This window comes from Micromonospora sp. NPDC050417, from assembly GCF_044458865.1.
In the GTDB taxonomy this organism is placed as follows: domain Bacteria; phylum Actinomycetota; class Actinomycetes; order Mycobacteriales; family Micromonosporaceae; genus Micromonospora_G.
The window spans coordinates 25662-42745 of the sequence record NZ_JBITIH010000037.1 but is presented as its reverse complement, the minus strand read 5'-3'; the positions used below and the strand labels follow the sequence as shown (position 1 = coordinate 42745).

General features: G+C 71.7%; 16 protein-coding genes. 7 read left to right on the top strand and 9 right to left on the bottom strand.

Translation table 11 applies throughout. The features are described 5' to 3' along the window. Positions 1 to 172: 172 nt before the first annotated feature. Positions 173 to 1366, bottom strand: a complete 1194-nt coding sequence (locus ACIBF5_RS30890) for a C45 family autoproteolytic acyltransferase/hydolase (protein WP_396816455.1) — start codon at positions 1364 to 1366, stop codon at positions 173 to 175. A 137-nt stretch (positions 1367 to 1503) separates the two neighbouring features. Here ACIBF5_RS30890 and ACIBF5_RS30885 point away from each other — a divergent pair, with 137 nt between their 5' ends. Next, positions 1504 to 2448, top strand: a complete 945-nt coding sequence (locus ACIBF5_RS30885) for an alpha/beta fold hydrolase (protein ID WP_396816454.1) — start codon at positions 1504 to 1506, stop codon at positions 2446 to 2448. Between the two features lie 60 nt (positions 2449 to 2508). On the opposite strand, the gene ACIBF5_RS30880 is transcribed toward ACIBF5_RS30885, so the two are convergent. From ACIBF5_RS30880 to ACIBF5_RS30870, 3 genes are read right to left on the bottom strand one after another with little or no spacing between them, the layout of a single operon-like run. Then, positions 2509 to 2961 carry an NUDIX hydrolase gene (locus tag ACIBF5_RS30880; RefSeq protein ID WP_396816453.1) on the bottom strand — a complete coding sequence of 151 codons (453 nt, stop codon included), beginning with the start codon at positions 2959 to 2961 and terminating at the stop codon, positions 2509 to 2511. A gap of 8 nt (positions 2962 to 2969) precedes the next feature. After that, positions 2970 to 3335, bottom strand: a complete 366-nt coding sequence (locus ACIBF5_RS30875) for a hypothetical protein (protein ID WP_396816452.1) — start codon at positions 3333 to 3335, stop codon at positions 2970 to 2972. Continuing rightward, complete coding sequence (locus tag ACIBF5_RS30870; protein ID WP_396816451.1) at positions 3332 to 5671, bottom strand: SseB family protein; 2340 nt, start codon at positions 5669 to 5671, stop codon at positions 3332 to 3334. The genes ACIBF5_RS30875 and ACIBF5_RS30870 overlap by 4 nt, the downstream gene beginning before the upstream one ends. 153 nt (positions 5672 to 5824) lie before the next feature. On the opposite strand from ACIBF5_RS30870, the gene mycP reads away from it, so the two are divergent. Beyond that, entirely contained in the window at positions 5825 to 7054 is a 1230-nt protein-coding gene (gene mycP, locus ACIBF5_RS30865) for a type VII secretion-associated serine protease mycosin (RefSeq protein WP_396816450.1), read from the top strand. A gap of 90 nt (positions 7055 to 7144) precedes the next feature. Here mycP and ACIBF5_RS30860 read toward each other — a convergent pair whose 3' ends face one another. From ACIBF5_RS30860 to eccB, 3 genes are all read right to left on the bottom strand, one after another. Continuing rightward, positions 7145 to 7438 carry a WXG100 family type VII secretion target gene (locus tag ACIBF5_RS30860; RefSeq protein WP_396816449.1) on the bottom strand — a complete coding sequence of 98 codons (294 nt, stop codon included), beginning with the start codon at positions 7436 to 7438 and terminating at the stop codon, positions 7145 to 7147. Between the two features lie 22 nt (positions 7439 to 7460). After that, positions 7461 to 7778, bottom strand: a complete 318-nt coding sequence (locus ACIBF5_RS30855; RefSeq protein WP_396816448.1) for a WXG100 family type VII secretion target — start codon at positions 7776 to 7778, stop codon at positions 7461 to 7463. A gap of 182 nt (positions 7779 to 7960) precedes the next feature. Next, positions 7961 to 9355 (bottom strand): type VII secretion protein EccB, encoded by a 1395-nt coding sequence (gene eccB / locus ACIBF5_RS30850; protein ID WP_396816447.1) that lies wholly within the window; start codon positions 9353 to 9355, stop codon positions 7961 to 7963. Positions 9356 to 9452: 97 nt separating this feature from the next. On the opposite strand from eccB, the gene eccE reads away from it, so the two are divergent. The 4 genes from eccE (at position 9453) to rarD (ending at position 13246) form a co-directional block, all read left to right on the top strand. After that, the gene (gene eccE / locus ACIBF5_RS30845; RefSeq protein ID WP_396816446.1) at positions 9453 to 11312 is read left to right on the top strand and encodes a type VII secretion protein EccE; all 1860 of its coding nucleotides are present in this window, start codon (positions 9453 to 9455) and stop codon (positions 11310 to 11312) included. Between the two features lie 72 nt (positions 11313 to 11384). Continuing rightward, a complete protein-coding gene (locus ACIBF5_RS30840; protein ID WP_121158166.1) occupies positions 11385 to 11771 on the top strand; it encodes a phage holin family protein in 387 nt (128 codons plus the stop codon). 57 nt (positions 11772 to 11828) lie between these two features. Continuing rightward, entirely contained in the window at positions 11829 to 12329 is a 501-nt protein-coding gene (locus tag ACIBF5_RS30835) for a GNAT family N-acetyltransferase (protein WP_396816445.1), read from the top strand. Next, positions 12326 to 13246, top strand: a complete 921-nt coding sequence (gene rarD / locus ACIBF5_RS30830) for an EamA family transporter RarD (RefSeq protein ID WP_396816444.1) — start codon at positions 12326 to 12328, stop codon at positions 13244 to 13246. The genes ACIBF5_RS30835 and rarD overlap by 4 nt, the downstream gene beginning before the upstream one ends. Before the next feature lie 54 nt (positions 13247 to 13300). Here the strand turns inward: rarD and ACIBF5_RS30825 are convergent, their stop codons facing one another. After that, positions 13301 to 14011 (bottom strand): anti-sigma factor family protein, encoded by a 711-nt coding sequence (locus tag ACIBF5_RS30825; protein WP_396816443.1) that lies wholly within the window; start codon positions 14009 to 14011, stop codon positions 13301 to 13303. After that, positions 14012 to 14527, bottom strand: a complete 516-nt coding sequence (locus ACIBF5_RS30820; protein ID WP_396816458.1) for a sigma-70 family RNA polymerase sigma factor — start codon at positions 14525 to 14527, stop codon at positions 14012 to 14014. A 376-nt stretch (positions 14528 to 14903) separates the two neighbouring features. On the opposite strand from ACIBF5_RS30820, the gene ACIBF5_RS30815 reads away from it, so the two are divergent. Next, positions 14904 to 17039, top strand: coding sequence for a PhoX family protein (locus ACIBF5_RS30815; protein WP_396816442.1), 2136 nt, complete (start codon positions 14904 to 14906; stop codon positions 17037 to 17039). The last annotated feature ends 45 nt before the right edge of the window (positions 17040 to 17084 follow it).

The following is a 17084-nucleotide window of genomic DNA, read 5'->3' as shown; positions in this document are numbered from 1 at the left end:
GGTGTGGGGGGTGGCACGGGGCCGCCCTCCGCGCCCCCCCCATTAACTGGGCCCCCCCGCCGGGGCCCCCACCCGGCCGGGGGGGGGGCGGGGGGGGGGCCCCGCCCCCCCCCCCCCGGCCCCTCCCATCGGTGCGGCCCCTCCCATCGGTGCGGCCCTTGCGTCGCTGTGGTCAGCGGGCGAGCACGAGCCAGTCGTACTCGTGACCGCAGGGCGGGCCGGAGGCGATACCGAAGCGCAGGTCGTCGAGGTCGAGCAGGACCGAGAAGACGGTCTCCGACCGGTCCGCCAGCGCGTCCCGCTCGTCCACGTGCCGGCAGATCGCGTGCGGGAAGCTGGCGTGGTCGCCGAAGAGGTCGGCCAGGTCGCTCTCGGTGACCTTCCGCGCCTGGGCAGCCGGGTCGAGCAGCCGGCGGGCACGGGCCGAGCGGAACATCGACGAACCGCCGTAGTCCTTCATCGTGTCGTGAACCGGCAGCCTGGACTCCAGGTGGTTGGCGTGCGTCAGCACCCCGTCGACCGGGTGCAACCAGCCCGCGTCGCCGGGCACGAGTTCGAGGTCGATCAGCTCACCACCGGCCTCGCCGGCCTGCCCGAGCAGCAGGTTGATGGAGCTGTTCCGGCTGCCCCGGCAGGCCGCCTTCAGCGCACCGGCCAGGCTGTCCGCCTCCAGTGCCGCCCGCAGCAGCACGTGGTACGGGACTCCGGGCGGCGTACCGTCGGCGGGCAGCCCGTCCCGGTCGCAGCCGAGCATGTTGACGCAGACACCGACACCGGCGGAGTTGAGGCCGGTCTTGGCAAGCATTCCCGCCTCGGCCAGGGCGAGTACGGTCAACCCCCGCTCGTCCCGGGTGGCGAGCAGGACCATCGCCTCCCGCTGGTCGGGATGCCAGTCCCAGTTCTGCCCGAGCAGCAGGTTGCCGCTGGCCGTGTGGGTACCGAGGACGCCGGCGGCGGTGCAGCCGCCGTCCCTGCCGTCCGGCACGGTCGCCGCCGACCCGTGGCCGCCGGTCGGGGTGGCCAGGGCACCGGTGGGGGTGGCGCCGAAGAGGAGTTCGGTCCGGGCGTTGAGCGCGTAGATCTCGCCCACCCCGACCCCCGCCCCCTCGGCCACACCGTCGAGCATCTGGGCCACCCGGGGGTGGTGTGTGGCCGTGGTACGCCGGAACGCCTCACCGGCGGCGCGTACGGCGGCGAGGTCGAGTCCCGCCTCGACCCGGAACCGGCGCAGGTAGAGGTCCAGGTTGGTGGCAATGGGCTGACGGGCGGCGATCCCGTAGTCAAACCCGCAGCGCTCCGGTGTGCCCTCCACCCGGATCACCGGCACCGGCAGATGGGCGAAGGTCCCGTCATCGGCGGAAATCATGTTCCGCACCATATCCGTATCCGTCGAAGAGGTTCATCGGAGATTCCGCCATGGTTTCTGGTGACAACCCTGACGATACCCGTAACTGTGCTGCCGTAAGGGACGACGACGCTGGTCCTGGGCCTAGGCTGTGCTGCATGAGCGATCAGCGAGGCGGTGGCCGGCGGCCTGCCGTCGACGAATCCCGCGTGCTGGTGGACGGCCCCTGGACGCATCGCTTCGTCGGCGCGAACGGCAGCAGATTCCACGTGGTCGAGGCGGGCAGCGGACCGCTGGTGCTCTTCCTGCACGGTTTTCCCGAGTTCTGGTGGGCCTGGCACGACATGCTGCCCGCCGTCGCGGACGCCGGCTACCGGGCGGTCGCGGTGGACATGCGCGGTTACGGCGCGAGCGACAAGCCACCCCGGGGGTACGACGGCTACACGCTCGCCGCCGACGTCGCCGGGCTGATCCGAGGGCTCGGCGAGCGTTCCGCGGTCCTGGTCGGCTCCGGTTTCGGCGGCATGGTCGGCTGGACCACGGCCGCCTTCCACCCGGGTCTGGTCCGACGGCTGGTGGTGCTCGGCGCACCGCATCCGCTCCGGCTGCGTACGGCGATCTTCGCCGACCCGCGTGGGCAGTTCCTTGCCGCCACACCCACCCTCAAGTTCCAGATCCCGCGCTACGAACACATCCTGACCAGGGACGACGCCGCCCTGGTCGGGCACTTCCTGGCCACCTGGGGTGGCGAGCGGTGGGTGGGCAGCGAGTCGTTCGAGGCATACTCGGCCCGGTGCCGGGAGGCGATGCAGATCCCCCAGGCATCGTTCTGCGCGATGGAGGGGTACCGCTGGGCGTTCCGGTCGGTGCTGCGGTTGCAGGGCTACCGGTTCGTGAAGCTGATGCAGAATCCGCTGGTCACCCCGACGCTCCAGTTGCACGGAGCAGAGGACCGGGGGGTGTTGCCGCGTACCGCCCAGGGTTCGGGGCGGTACGTGACCGCGCCGTACGAGTGGCGGCTGCTGGACGGGGTGGGGCACTTTCCGCACCTGGAGACGCCGGACCTGGTGCTCGGCGAGATCCTGCGCTGGGCGAAGTCCTGACCGGTACGGGACCCGCGCTACCGGCGACCGACTCCGCTGCGCTGGACCGACACACCCACGTCACGCCTCCGGGACGTCACGCTGGCCGCCCGCCGGGGCGAGTGCGCGGTACTGCGGCGAGGCGAGGAAACGGCGTACGACAGGATCGGTGACCGGTGTCATCGGCAGGTCGAGAATCTCCGCCGGGGAGAGGAACACCATCGCCGCCCCCTCACCGAGAACGACCTCGTCCTGTCGGGCGAGGGTCGGCGCGTAGAAGAGGGACGAATAGCTCGTGTCGTCCGTTCGCCCGCTCCAGAACAGCGCCAACGGACCGTCGACGCGCAGGCCGGTCTCCTCCCACAACTCCCGCCGGGCCGCTTCCTCGGCGGTTTCACCGGGCTCAATGTGGCCACCGGGGGTGCCCCAGAGATGGGGATGGTTCGGGGCGTGCTCGTCGCGGAGCTGCATCAACACCGCACCGGACGGGTCGACCAGCAACACCCCGGCGAGTTGGCGCACCGCGTCCGCCATGGTCGCGGTCAGGCCCGCTGTTCGCGCAGGTCGGTGACCTCGGCGGAGGGCGCCCAGCCCTGGTAGACCCCGAAGTCGAACGCCTCCAGCCCCATCGCCTCGGCGATCGGCCACCGCCCACCGGTGTACTCCACCCGCAGCCAGGTGTCGTGTTCGGCGAGCACGATGAACGGCTCGCCCTTCCACCGGCAGGTGGTACGCACGTACGCCAGCTCGTCAACCTCGGCCGCCGGCACCACCCGGACGAACCGGCCGGAACGTACCTCGGTGAAGCCCTCGTCGGGGCGGACCTGGTAGAGCCGGACCTCGTCGCCGTCCGGGCTGACCTCGTACTCCTTGCCGCGCCAACGGGCAACGTAACCGTCCCGCATCACGGCGTCTCCACCCGCTGCCAGCTCGGCGCGTCCGCGTCGAAGGTGGCGATCAGCACTTCGGTGCCGTCCGAGCCGATCCGCCACAGTTCGGCACCGTGCGGCAGCCGGGCACTGTCCACCTTGAACTCCGCCACCACGTCGCTGCTCTCGCCGGGGGCGAAGCCGTTGCCCCGGAACGGTGGCCGCTCGATGACCCAGCCCTCCATCGCCCGCATCGCGGACTCGGACTGCCCCCCGTACGGGATGCGGTAGAGACTCGGTCGGTACGCCGGCCAGCGCAGCACGTAGATCTCGTCGGCGTCCCGGGCGAAGGGCGAGTTCGCGTAGCCGAGCCCGAGCGCGGCGTGCAGCTTCGCCGGGGTGTTCAGGTGCGCCACCTCGGGAGCCCGGTGGACGAAACCGGAGACCCGGTCGTAGCCGCGTTCAAGGTAGTAGATGACCTGGCTCGGCGCGATGGTCTTCTGCATCATCGTCGGTCGGCCCGGGTCTTCCCGTGCCGGCGCGTACGTCGACCGTGGTGTTTCCTCCGCGGTCGCCGACTCGATCTGCTCGATCGGCCCGGTATCGTCGCCGAGCCCGACCTCGGCAGCCCAGTTGGCGAGCGCGACGATCTGGGATCCGGGCAGTTTCGCGCCGACCGGCGTGCCGGGGTTCACCGCGAACGACCACTCGGTGTCGGGCCATCTGCGGATCACCTGGACAAACTTCACGCTGACCGTCTCGGTCGACGTGGTCAGGTGGTCGGCCAGCCGTTCCGGGGAGGTGAACACCACCACGTACGTCTCGCCGTCCATCCGTTCGGTGTTCCAGACGAAACCGTCGTCCCCGGGGCGGCTCCCGGGCGTCGCCGCGGCCGACACCGGCAACAGCACCGTGGCCAGCAGCAAGGTCGAAAGGAACGTGTCGGTGCTGCCGTCACCGGCTGCGCTGAGCAGGCTCTCCTCGACGTCGTTGGCGGGTACGAAGTCCGGCGGCAACGCGGGCGCCGCCGGCACCGGATCGGCCGGACCGACCTCGTCGTGGGCGGTCGTGGCCGGAGCATGGTCCGGGTAGGCAGGCTCGGCCGGGGCGTAGTCCGCGAACGCCGGCTCGGCCGGGGCGTAGTCCGCGAACGCCGGGTCGACCGGAGCCAGCTCGGTGAGGCTGGAGTCGGTCGACCCGTAGCCCTCCGGCGCCAGCTCCGCCGGTGGCCGCGGAATGGGCAGCGGGGTCGGGTCGCCCGGCGCGCGGTCGCCAACCGGTGGACGGGGCATCGCCATGGTCAGCTCCGCCTCGGCGGGCATCCCCGGACGCGGCATCGCCGTCGTCAACTCCGCATCCCCGGACAACCCCGGACGCGGCATCGCCGTCGTCAACTCCGCATCCCCGGACAACCCCGGACGACGCATCGCCATGGTCAGATCCGCCCCGGCTGTTGCCCCCGGAGTCCACCCAGACCTGGTCGGGGCGGCCGGAACGGTGTCCGCGCCGGCGGTGGCCCCACTCAGCCACGGTGCCGTGGATTCCGGCGCCGGCACCGACGGCGGCTCGGCGGACTTCGCCGCTGCGGCGTACCAGCCGGAGAGTTCCTGCGTCACCGCCCCGGTCTGGGCGGGAGCGGGTCGCGCCGAGCGCGGTATCGAGGTGAAGAAGTTCGCCGTGCCGTCGCCACCATTGCCGTTCCGGTCGCGACCGGGGTGTCCAGCGCCGAGTTGGCTGGGTGGGGCCTGCCCACCGGGCGGCGGGTAGCCGCTTTCCGGTGCTGCCCCGTTCGCCGGGTAGCCGCCGTTCGCGCCGACGAGCGGATCAACGGCAGCCGCGAGCGACGGTCGTGTCGGCAGTGGCGGTGCGGCCGGCTCCGGGGCCGAGTCCTGGGTCTGCGGACGCCCCGGTACGACTGCGGTGGCCCGCGCGCGGGCGGCGCTCTCGGCCCGCTCCAGCCGGGCCCGAGCACCGATGGTCCGACCCGGCAACCGCACGTCACCCCGGGCGAGCTGCGAAACGAACCAGGCCGGCAGGTAGCCCTCGACCGGCAGACCGGGGTTGACCGCGAGCCACCACTCCAGGTTCGGCCAGTTACCGGCCAACTCGTGATAACCCGTACGCCGGGTGGGGCCGGCACTGTCGCCGAGGCATGCCTGCATGGCGTTCACGGAGGTGAACGCGAGTACGTGGGTCCGCCCGCCGGTGGTCCAGGTCCCCCAGCCCATCGGCGCGTGCCCGGCGAGCGCGTGTGCGGAGACCGGCAGCAACAGTTCGGTACGGGCCAGAATCCTGAAGTACCGTTCCTGATCATTCGCGCGTAGCGCGTCCCGCATAGCGGCTTCGGCCTCGGTGGCCGGCTCCCATTCCGTCACGGCCACCTTCCTTTCCACGAAGAGGCCACAGGTACCGCGTACAACCTACAAGGTTGGCACGAGATCACGATGTCAGCCCGGCGGTGGGTGCCGTGGCTGATAGCACACAGATAACATCCGGTCGCGAACCCGACACAATTTCGGAGGCGGACGATGCCGGGCCGGGTATTAGGTCTCGCCCTCACCTATGCCTTTCTGGCGGCGCTCGTGCTACCCGCCGGACCGGCCGGGGCGGCACCCGCACCGGTGGGCGCCGCACGGCGTGTCGCCCCGGACTGCACCACCCGGGCCACGCCGGGGAAGTTCGTCGACGAGGAACCGTGGGCCCAGCGCCGCTACCTGCCGGACCGACTCGCCCCGCTCGCCACCGGCGCGGGCGTCACCGTGGCGGTGATCGACTCCGGGGTCGACGAGAAGCACCCCCAACTGCGCGGGCAGGTGACCGACGGGACCGACCTGCTCGACTCGGGCGGCGACGGGACCGACGACTGCGTCTACCACGGCACCGCCGTCGCGAGCATCATCGCCGCGAGCGCACGCGACGGTGTCCGGTTCCACGGGCTCGCACCGCAGGCGAAGATCATGCCGGTACGGATCAGCGAGCAGCAGGACATCGGCGGGGAGCAGCAGGGCCGGACGGTCAACGAGGCGGGCTTCGCCGAGGCCATCCGCTGGGCGGTCGACCACGACGCGGACGTACTCAACCTCTCCGTCGTGCTGTACGAGGACAACCGCGCGGTCCGGGCCGCGATCGAGTACGCGATCGAACGGAACGTGGTGGTGGTCGCGGCGGTCGGCAACCGCTACACGACCGGAAACCCACGCCCCTACCCCGCCTCCTACGACGGTGTGCTCGGCGTGGGGGCGATCCACGAGAACGGCGCACGGGCCTCGTTCTCCCAGACCGGGCCGTGGGTGGACCTGGTCGCCCCCGGGGTCGGGGTGCTGGCCGCCACCGCTGGTCCGGGACACAGCCGACACGACGGCACCAGCTACGCGGCACCCTTCGTGGCGGCCACCGCCGCCCTGCTCCGGCAGTACCAGCCAAAACTACCCGCCACCGAAGTGGTCGCCCGGATCGTGGCGAGCGCCGATCCGGCCCCGGACGACGGTCGCAGCGACGCGTACGGCGGCGGGGTGCTCAACCCCTATCGGGCGTTGACCGACACCCGGCCCGCTGGCGCGGCTCCCACCGCTGCGGCGCTTCCGGCCGACCAGACGGATCCGATGGCGGTAGCCCAGCAGCACCGGCGTGAGCAGGCAGGCGTTCGAGCGCTCTGGCTGGCCGGGGTGGCCGGCGGGTTGGCCGCGCTGGCGCTCATCCTGGCGGTGGTGCTGCCTCGGGGCGCCCGACGGGGTTGGCAGCCGGCCGGGCCGGCGTAGCGACGCCGGCCGGACCGCCAGACCAGCCTGTGCCCTCTCCCCCGGCCCGCCCGCCGCGCGCGGCCGACAGCGCCTTCGGTGGGCGCGGTGTCACTGGAACAGGCTGGTGTTCCGCTTCTCGGTGTTCTGGTAGTCGGCTGCGGAGTCGTCCACGGCGACCTTGATGTCTCGGAGCATGTTCTTCAGGTCGAGCGAGGCCGAGCGCCAGCTCGCCTGCCGCTGCTCGTACGCCTCCTTCGCCTCACCGGACCAGGTGGCGACCAGCGGAGCCGCGTCGCGCTCGATCTGTCCGAGCTGCGAGTCGAGCGTGTTCAGTGCCCGCTGGATGTCCGCGCTGGCCTGCTGCAACGCGGTGAAACTGACAACAAGCACGCCATCGTTCATCGGTTGGGTCCTCCCCCGAGAATCAGAGCGGCAGCCGGATGCCGCGGTTGGTGTTGGCGACCCGACTGGCCGCCTCGCTGTCCGACGCGTCGTAGTGCTGGCCGGAGGTGCGGATCGCACCCGCCGTCTCGCGCAGCGCCCGCCCCAGCTTCGTCTGGTCGGCTGCCCACTCCTGCTTGACCTGCTCGAACGAGCGACCGCCCGCGCCGCGCCACGCCTGCTGGAGCCCTTCCAGTTCGTTCATCAGGCTGTTGAGCATCGACTGCAGCGACTGGTCCACATCTTCGAACTTCTTCGCGGTCTGTTGCATCACCGCGGCTTCTGCCTGCGTCTGGGACACCCGGACGTCACCCCGCTTTCTCGATCGTCGCGCGCACGGCGACCACGGTGGACGCCGCACTGGTATTCGCCGGTACGACAGACGCCGTACGGGTCGACTCCGTCGCTGACCGTAACGGGCCGAGCCCCTATCCGGTACCCCCTGACCGCGCCCTGTGGATAACTCCCGCCCTGACGGGCCGCTCAGTCCGCAGTGGCCGGAGCGCGGGCGGCGGTCGGGTCAAGTGCCTCGCCGGCTGGCACCAGGGAGACCAGAGCGGCCGGCAGGCGAAGCGGTTTGATGCTGCCGTAACCGAGCATCGTGAGCACGTCGGCGCTCGTCACCGCGTGCCGCCGGCCCTGGTCGGTGACGACCGAGATCGCCCCGCCACTCAGCCCCGGCGCCGCGGCGGCCTCGACGACCGCACCCCGGCCCGGCTCCACCAGGATGTGGTCGGCGAGCGTCGCACCCTGTTCGGACCGGGCGGCGGTCCGTGCCGCGTCGCTGAGATCCGGCAGGGTCGACCCGATCGTCACCTGGTGCACGCCGCCGTCGTCCCGTACCGCGCCGCAGATCCCACCGTCGTCGGCCGGGACCAGCTCCGGACGGTTCGCCGGGGGCGCGCCGGGATCCTCGGAGACCAGCGGACCCACCTTCGGCACCCGGGCGTACTCGCCCTGGGACATCGGCGTCGGATCGTCCTGAGTGGCGGCGGTGAGCAGCAGGTCGGCCTGCACCTGGGTGATCCCGGCCAAGCCGTCCCGCTTGGCCACCGCGTACTGCCGGCCGCCGCCCTGGCTCTCCACCACGAACACCTCGCCGATCCGTGCACCCTCCACCTTCACCGACCGCTTGCCCTGGTCGGCCATGGGCACCCGCCCCAGGTCGGCACCGGCGGGCAGCGCGTTCAGCAACGCCGGAGCGACCGGGGTCGGCCGTTCGCTGTTCCAGGTGAGCGCCGACAGCACCAGGTCCGCGTCGCGAATCAGGTGCCGACGGTCGTGCCAGATCAGGTACAGCCCGCCGTCCGGGTGCCGGACCAGCGCCGCGCGGTCGCCCAGCGGCGTACCACCACCGATCTCGGCGCCGACCAGCAGCACCGAACGCGGCACCGCCGTACCGTCCACGGTGAGCACGGTCGAGCAGACCGTCCACGGCGCCGACGAAAGCCGGCCGGCGGCCGGGAGCGAGTCGGGGGCACCACTGATGCCGAGGGTGATGCCGCGTGGCACCCCGTCGATCGACGTGCGCGACACGAGCACCGTCTTCGGCTGCGCGCCACCGACGATCAGCAGCGCGGACGCGTAGTTGAGCACCAGGTGCAGCTTCTCGTCACGGAAGACGTAACGGGCACCGGACTCCTTCTCCACAATCACCGCGTTGGGGTCGCGCCAACTCTTGCCGCCACCGCCCACGACCGCGCCATAGACACCGACCCCGCCGAGGGTGATCGCCGCGATCAGAACACTGGCCAGGGTCGCCCCGGCCGCCCGTCGAAACGGCGACTGCGCCGGATCGGTCTCCCGCATCACCAGTGCGGCCACGACACGTTGGACCATGAACTGGTAGGAGTGCAACTGGTCCTGCCGAGACGGCATACGGGCCCCTCCCCGGTGAGTCCGGCCCCTACGATAGGCCCCTCGGCGAGTCACGGGGGGACGCCCGAGGGCCATCCACGCACGGGAGGCTATCGCGGTGACGGTGAGTGTGGCGGGGGACTCGGCCCGGACCGGCGAGTCGAGCGGGGACGGCGGGGACGACGACCCAGGTTCCGGTCGCGCCACCGCCGTCGGCCCGGTCCGCCGCACCTCGCTCGGTCTACGCGCCGGGCAGATCGTGGCCGCGCAGAGCGGAGTCGCGCTGCTGCTGGCCGCCGCCGGGCGCGGGCCGCTGGTGCTGACCGCCGCCGGACTCGGCGCCACCGTACTGGTGCTCACCGCCTGGCTTCGGCTGCGTCGCCGGTGGCTCTTCGAGTGGATCGCGGTCGGCACGCGCTACCTGCTCCGTCGGCGCACCCTCGCGCCGAACGCCGACCCAGCCGCCCTGCTGGACCTCCTCACCCCCGGCGCGGGGGTGTTCTCGGTCGACCTGGCCGGCGACGCCGCCGCGGTGATCAGCGACGCGTACGGGCTGACCGCCGTCCTCGAACTCGGGGACCCGACCGGTCTGCTCGCCGACGCCGCGCAGTCACTGCCAAGCCCCGCGAGCCTGCTGCCTGCCACCGGCCCCCAGACTCCGCCGGTCCGGATCCAACTCGTCCTCGCCGGCGCCCCCGCGCCGACTCTGCGCGCCGGTGGCGGCACCCCCGCCACCTCGTACCGGCAGCTCACCGACGGGCGGCTCCTCGGGCACGAACGGGCCCTGCTGGCGGTTCGGGTGGTGCGGACCGAGGGCTGGTCCGAGTTGGACCTGTGTCGGGCGCTCTCCAGCACCGTCCGGAAGGTACGCCGACGGCTCGCCCCGGTGCCGGCGCGTCCGCTCGGCGAACGCGCCACGCTCGGCGTACTCGCGGAACTGGCGCACCACGACGGCGCGCAACCGGCCCAGGAAAGCTGGCAGGCGGTGCGGATGGGCGGTCTACTGCAAACGACCTTCCGGCTGCGTCGCTGGCCCGACCCGAGCTCGGAAACGGCCCGACGGCTGGTGCCCCGGCTGCTCGCGTTACCGGCCACCGCGACCACGGTGTCGCTCGCCGCCGGCCCGCGTGGCACGGCCGGCGAGCCGGTGCCGGTGGATCTCACCGTACGGCTGGTGGCCGAGAAAGCGGCGGGACTCTCGGACACCACCCAGGCCCTACGTCGGCTGCTCGCCGCCGAGAACGCGACCGGGCGGCGGCTCGACGGGGAACAGTTGGACGGCCTCACGGCCACCCTGCCGGTCGGTACACCCTCCACCGCCCTCGACCAGCGGTCGGCGTCGGCCATGGTGGACCTGCTCGACCTGCCCTTCGGCGCGGCCGGTCTGATGATCGGCGCGAACCGGCACGGGGCCCCGGTCACCGTCCGGCTCTTCCGCGCCGAGGCGACCCGGGTGCTGCTGGTCGGCGGGGTCGCCGCCGCGCAACTGGTGGCGCTGCGGGCGATGGCCCTCGGCTCTCGTGTGGTGGTGCAGACCGCCCGACCCCGGGTCTGGGAACCGTTCGTCCGGGCGGTGAGCGCACCGGGCGAGACCATTGCGCTCATTCCGCCCGGCCGTCAGGTCGGCGGTCCACCCGGCACCCTGCTGCACCCGCTGCTGGTCGTGGTGGACATCGGACCCGTCGGCGCGGAGGCCCAGACCGGTCCGGGCTGGCAGGCGAGCCTGGTGGTCCGGGACGGGCTGACCCCGGCGGACACGGACGCCATCTCCCGGGCCGACCTGGTGATCCTGCAACCGCTGCACGCCGACGAGGCCGCACTGGCCGGGGTGGCGCTCGGGCTCGGTGACTCGGCGGAGTGGCTGACCCGGATCCGGGGCGACATGGTCGGCGTGGTGAGTCGTCGGGTGCTGCGGTGGGCGCTGCTCTCCGCGACCCCGATCGAGGTCCAGCTGATCGGCCCGCCGACCCGGAGCTGACCGGCCCGGCGGGTCGGAGCCGAGCAGGTCCCGGGGCAGCGCTGCCAGGCGTGCCGTGGCACGATCCCCGGCATGAATTTCCTCACCGGCCTGCTGCTGCGGCTCGCCACCACCGCGCTCGCGTTCTGGCTGGCGACACTCGTCATCCCCGGCATCACCCTGGGTACGGACTCGATCGGCGAGGCGGTGCTCACCCTGCTCCTGGTGGCGGTGATCTTCGGGGTCGTGAACGGGGTGCTCCAGCCCGTCATCAAGACCCTCGGCTGCGGCTTCTACCTGCTCACCCTCGGTCTGATCGCGATCGTGGTGAACGGGTTGCTCTTCCTGCTGACGAGCTGGATCGCCGGCCAGTTGGAGCTTCCGTTCGCGGTCGACGGCTTCTGGCCGGCAGCCGTACTCGGGGCGCTCTTCGTCAGCGTCGTCACCTGGGTGCTCGGCATGGTCACCAACCGCGACTGACCAGAGTTCGGGAATTGGACTGGCGCGGGGGCCGGGCGGCGGGACTACCGTCGCCCGGTGATCACGTTCACCCGCGCTGACGGTTACGAACTCTGCACCGACCCCGACCGGATCGACGTCGAGCGGGTGCACCGCTGGTTGTCGACCGACTCCTACTGGGCGCGCGACCGCCCGTACGCGGTGACGGCCCGCGCGATCGCCAGCTCGATGGTGTTCGGGGTGTACCGGCCGGGCGACGGGATCCAGGTCGCGTTCGCCCGGGTGGTGACCGACCGGGCGACCTTCGCCTGGCTTTCCGACGTCTTCGTGGACCCGGCCGAGCGGGGGCGGGGGCTCGGTGGCTGGCTGGCCGCCACCGCCCGGGACGCGGTGACGGAGCTCGGCGTGTACCGAATGCTGCTCGCCACCGACGACGCGCACGGGGTCTATGCGAAGGTCGGCTTCAGTTCGCCGTCGAAGCCGCAGAACCTGATGGAGCTGATGCGTCCCCAACCGTGGGTGACGCCGGTCACCGATAAGGAACACTTCCCAGATCCGCCCCTTACGGTAGCGGAGTGAACCAGCTTCGCCTGGGATATCTCTACGGACTCGGCGCGTACGTCCTCTGGGGTTTCTTCCCGCTCTACATCAAGGTGCTCCGGCCCACCGGTGCGGTCGAGATCCTCGCCCACCGGGTGATCTGGTCGGTGGCGTTCGTCGCGCTGATCCTGGCCGTCACCCGGCACTGGGCGTTCCTGCGTACGCTGGTCCGCCAGCCCCGGCTACTGGCCGGCATCGCCGCAGCCGCCGTGCTGATCGGGGTGAACTGGGGCGTCTACATCTACGGGGTCAACGCCGACCGGGTGGTGGAGACCGCCCTCGGCTACTTCATCAACCCGCTCGTCGTGGTGCTGCTCGGCGTCACCGTGCTGCGCGAACGGCTCCGCGCGACGCAGTGGACCGCACTCGGCATCGGCGGCCTGGCGGTCGTGGTCATCGCCATCGACTACGGCCAGCCGCCGTACATCGCGCTCACCCTGGCGCTGAGCTTCGGCGGGTACGGCCTGCTGAAAAAGCGGCTCGGGCTGCCCGCCACCGAGGGGCTCTTCGTCGAGTCGGCGCTGCTCGCACTCCCCGCGCTCGGCTACCTCGCCTGGCTGACCTGGCACTCCGAGCTGAGCTTCGGCCACAGCTCGGCCACCCACACCACCCTGCTGGTGTTGGCCGGCGCCGCCACCGCGATCCCGTTGCTGCTCTTCGCCGGTGCCGCCAACCGGCTGCCGCTGACCAACCTCGGCATGCTCCAGTACCTCACGCCCAGCCTGCAACTGGTCCTCGGCGTGCTGGTCTTCCACGAGCCGATGCCGCCGGCCCGGCTGGCCGGCTTCGCCCTGGTCTGGCTGGCCCTGATCGTCTTCACCGCCGACGCGATCCGGCACGCCCGCCGGTCCGCACGCGCCACCGTCCACGCCGTCCGGGTGGCCGAGCCGGTCTAGTTCCCCGGACGGCCCGGTGCCCGGCGACCGTGCCGAAGCACCGGGGAGTCGACGTCAGCGCACGTCGTAGCCGAGCAGCGGGGTGCCGTCGACCCGGTGCACCTCCAGCCGGACCAGGTCCGCGCCGGAGAACCGGGTCGCCCCGGTGAAGTGGACCTCGTCACCGGGGGCCGCCAGCCACGACCCCACCTGCTCGCTCGCGCCGTCCGGGCCGTACGCCACCAGCCGGAACGTGTACGCCTTCTGGTAACCGGTCCGGGCGCCGTACGCGCACTGCATGGTCACTTCGGTGCCCCACTGGGTGCCGTTGAGCCCGATCTCGGCGGTCACCGGCACCGCACCGGCGACCGGTTGCATGGCGACCATCCGTACCTGCAGGTCGGTCCGGGGCGGTGTCCCCGGGTCGGTGAGCCAGACCGAGCCCAGCCCCACCACCAGCGCCAGGCAGGCTGCGGCGAGCACCGCGCCGGCGTACCGCCAGCGCTTCACCGACCGCTCCCGGCGCCGCACCGACCGGGCGGCGTCGAGCAGGGTCGGCAGCCGGGACTCGACGGTCGGCGACGGTCCGCTGATCCGGGCCAGCCCCTCGACGTCGAGACGGCCGAGCAGGCCCGGCAGGGCGGCGACCTCGGCGACCGCCGCCGGGCAGGTCGGACAGTTGGCGAGGTGACGCTCGTACGCGGCACGTTCGGAGGGGGCGAGTGCACCCAACACGTACGCGCCGTCGTCAAGAGCAAACTCACACCGCTCGTCGCGCTCGCTCATCTATTGGGTCACCCCCATCTCCGCCAGCACCAACCGCAGGGATCGCAGAGCGTAGTGCGTCCGCGACTTCACCGTGCCCGGCGGTACGCCGAGCCGCGACGCCGCCTCGGCCACCGACCGCCCCTGGTAGAAGCACTCCACCAGGACCTCGCGGTGGGTCGCGGAGAGACGGGCGAGCGCCTCGGCGACCATCCACGCCTCCACCGCCCGGTCCGCCTCGTCCGACAGTTGCGGCGGCTCCGGCAGGTCGTCGGTGATCACCTCACCGACCCGGGTGCTGCGCCGCCGCCACGCGTCGATCGCCAGGTTCCGGGCCGTGGTGAAGAGCCAGGCCCGGACCGAGCCGCGTGCCGGGTCCAGCGCCTCCGGATGGCGCCAGGCCCGCAGCAGGGTCTCCTGGACCAGGTCCTCGGCCCGCTGGCGGTCACCGTTGACCAGGCGCAACGAGTGCGCGAAGAGCGCCTCCGCGTGCTCGTCGTGCAGCGCGCGCAGCAACTCGGCGTCCCGGTCGCTGATGGCAACCTCCTCGCTGCCGCACCGACGTCGGTGGTCCCGACACTCTCGCCACTGTTACACGCGATCCGGAACCGATCGGTTCACGGTCGGGTGGGCCCGCTGGTCCGGCCGCCGGCACCCGAGAGGTCCATCGACTACTGTCCGTGCGGTCCATTCACCCTTGGCCGGCTGTCCGAGGGATCACCGCCATCCGGCCCATCGATGCTCGGAACTGCGGCTGTTCATGTGGGGTTCACCACAGCGCCGAAAGGCGCTCACGACGCGCTCCTAGCGTGCGGCTCACCCCCGCCCACCGCTCTCCCTCCGAGCGCGGTGCCTCCGGGGGCGTTCCGACGAACCGACACGCTGTTTGATCCAGCCAAGGAGGCCATCCCACATGAACGACCGTCCCCGGCTGCTCCCCCTGCTCGGCTCGACCGGTCATGGTGGCCGCAGCGCCATGACCTGCCTCTACCGCTGCGGTAACGCCTGCGACCACCCGGTGCCGAACGAGTCGGAGAACGAGTACTTCGGCGACGTGGTCAAGGCCGAGGTCACCCGTCGTGGAGTGGTCCGGGCCGGCGCGGTCGGCGCCCTCGTACTCGGCTTCGGCGGTGCCGCCGCCGGTGCGCTCGCCGGTGCGGCCCCCGCGCTCGCGGCCCCCGGTGAGGGTTCGACCCCGGCCCTGCCGGACGTCGAGTCGTTCACCGCGCGGAAGACCCCGCCCGGCAACGGCGCCCTGACCTTCAAGTCGATCCCGCCGAACAAGCTGGACACGCTGGTCGTGCCGAACGGGTACGACCACTCCGTGGTGATCCGCTGGGGCGACCCGGTGGTGCCGGACGCGCCCGAACTGGACGTCCACCACCAGACCGCGGCCCGGCAGTCGAAGCAGTTCGGCTACAACAACGACTTCGTCGCCGTACTGCCGCTGGACCGCAAGGGTGAGAAGGCGCTGCTCGTGGTGAACCACGAGTACACCAACGAGGAGCTGATGTTCCCGGGCTTCACCTCGCTGGACGCGCTCACCGTCGAACAGGTACGCGCCACCATTGCCGCCCACGGCCTCTCCGTGGTGGAGGTGGAGCGGGTCGGCGACACCGGCGAATGGCAACTGGTCCGCAACGGCAAGCGGCCGTACAACCGGCGGATCACCGCCCTGAACACCCGGTTCGACTTCACCGGCCCGGCGGCCGGCTCGGCCTGGCTGAAGACGGCGGCGGACCCGCGTGGCATGGTCGCCATCGGTACGCTCAACAACTGCGCCGGTGGCGTGACCCCGTGGGGCACAGTGCTCTCCGGCGAGGAGAACTTCAACCAGTACTTCGTCGGCGGCGACGGGGCGCCAGAGGCACTCAAGCCGAAGCTGGCCCGTTACGGCATCCCGACCACCGCCCGCTACCCGAGCGGCAGCCGCAAGTGGGACCGCGCCGACGAGCGCTTCGACCTGGCCAAGAACCCGAACGAGGTGCACCGGTTCGGCTGGGTGGTCGAGGTCGACCCGCTCGACCCGGAGGCGAAGCCGCGCAAGCACACCGCGCTCGGCCGGCTCAAGCACGAGGGCGCGAACGTCATCATCGCCAAGTCCGGCCACGTGGTCGCGTACATGGGTGACGACGAGCGGTTCGACTACATGTACAAGTTCGTCTCGGACAAGAAGTACCTCAAGGGCAACTCGTGGACCGCCCGGCAGCACAACCTCACCCTGCTGGAGTCCGGCACCCTGTACGTCGCCAAGCTCGACTACACGAGCGCCGACGAGATCGACGGTTCCGGGAAGCTCCCGACCGACGGGGCGTTCAACGGCCGAGGCAAGTGGATCAAGCTGGTCCGGGGCAACACCTCGTACGTGCCCGGGATGACCGCCGCCGACGTACTGACCTTCACCCGGCTCGCCGGTGACGCGGTCGGCGCGACGAAGATGGACCGGCCGGAGGACGTCGAGCCGTCGTTGCTCACCGGCAAGATCTACGTGGCGTTGACCAACAACACCAACCGGGGCGTCGGCACCAACCCCGGGGTCGACGAGGCGAACCCGCGCATCGGCAACAAGCACGGGCAGATCCTGGAGATCGTCGAGAACAAGGGCGACCACACCGGCGAGAGCTTCGCCTGGTCGCTGCCGATCGTCTGCGGTGACCCGACCGACCCGTCGACCTTCTTCGCCGGGTACGACAAAACCCAGGTGTCGCCGATCTCCTGCCCGGACAACGTCGCCTTCGACGGTGCCGGCAACCTCTGGATCTCGACCGACGGCAACGCGCTGGGCAGCAACGACGGCCTGTTCGCCACCCCCATCGAGGGTCCGGAGAAGGGTCACCTGAAGCAGTTCCTGACCGTGCCGATCGGCGCCGAGACCTGCGGCCCGTTCATCAGCACGGACAACCGCTCGGTCTTCGTCGCCGTACAGCACCCCGGCGAGATCAGCGGCGCGTCGATCGAGAAGCCGGCGTCGAACTGGCCGGACGGTGACTTCGCCAAGCCGGGCGTGGTCGTCGCCTGGCGCCTGGACGGCGGCCCGGTGGGGAGCTGACCCCTCTGTGACGGCCCGCCCCTACCGGCAACCACACGCCGGTAG

What these genes read in the sequence shown, in the direction of transcription:
- ACIBF5_RS30890 (WP_396816455.1), bottom strand. Translation starts at nt 1,366, where the DNA reads ATGATTTCCGCCGATGACGGGACCTTCGCCCATCTGCCGGTGCCGGTG.
- ACIBF5_RS30885 (WP_396816454.1), top strand. Translation starts at nt 1,504, where the DNA reads ATGAGCGATCAGCGAGGCGGTGGCCGGCGGCCTGCCGTCGACGAATCC.
- ACIBF5_RS30880 (WP_396816453.1), bottom strand. Translation starts at nt 2,961, where the DNA reads ATGGCGGACGCGGTGCGCCAACTCGCCGGGGTGTTGCTGGTCGACCCG.
- mycP (WP_396816450.1), top strand. Translation starts at nt 5,825, where the DNA reads ATGCCGGGCCGGGTATTAGGTCTCGCCCTCACCTATGCCTTTCTGGCG.
- ACIBF5_RS30860 (WP_396816449.1), bottom strand. Translation starts at nt 7,438, where the DNA reads ATGAACGATGGCGTGCTTGTTGTCAGTTTCACCGCGTTGCAGCAGGCC.
- eccB (WP_396816447.1), bottom strand. Translation starts at nt 9,355, where the DNA reads ATGCCGTCTCGGCAGGACCAGTTGCACTCCTACCAGTTCATGGTCCAA.
- ACIBF5_RS30840 (WP_121158166.1), top strand. Translation starts at nt 11,385, where the DNA reads ATGAATTTCCTCACCGGCCTGCTGCTGCGGCTCGCCACCACCGCGCTC.
- ACIBF5_RS30825 (WP_396816443.1), bottom strand. Translation starts at nt 14,011, where the DNA reads ATGAGCGAGCGCGACGAGCGGTGTGAGTTTGCTCTTGACGACGGCGCG.
- ACIBF5_RS30815 (WP_396816442.1), top strand. Translation starts at nt 14,904, where the DNA reads ATGAACGACCGTCCCCGGCTGCTCCCCCTGCTCGGCTCGACCGGTCAT.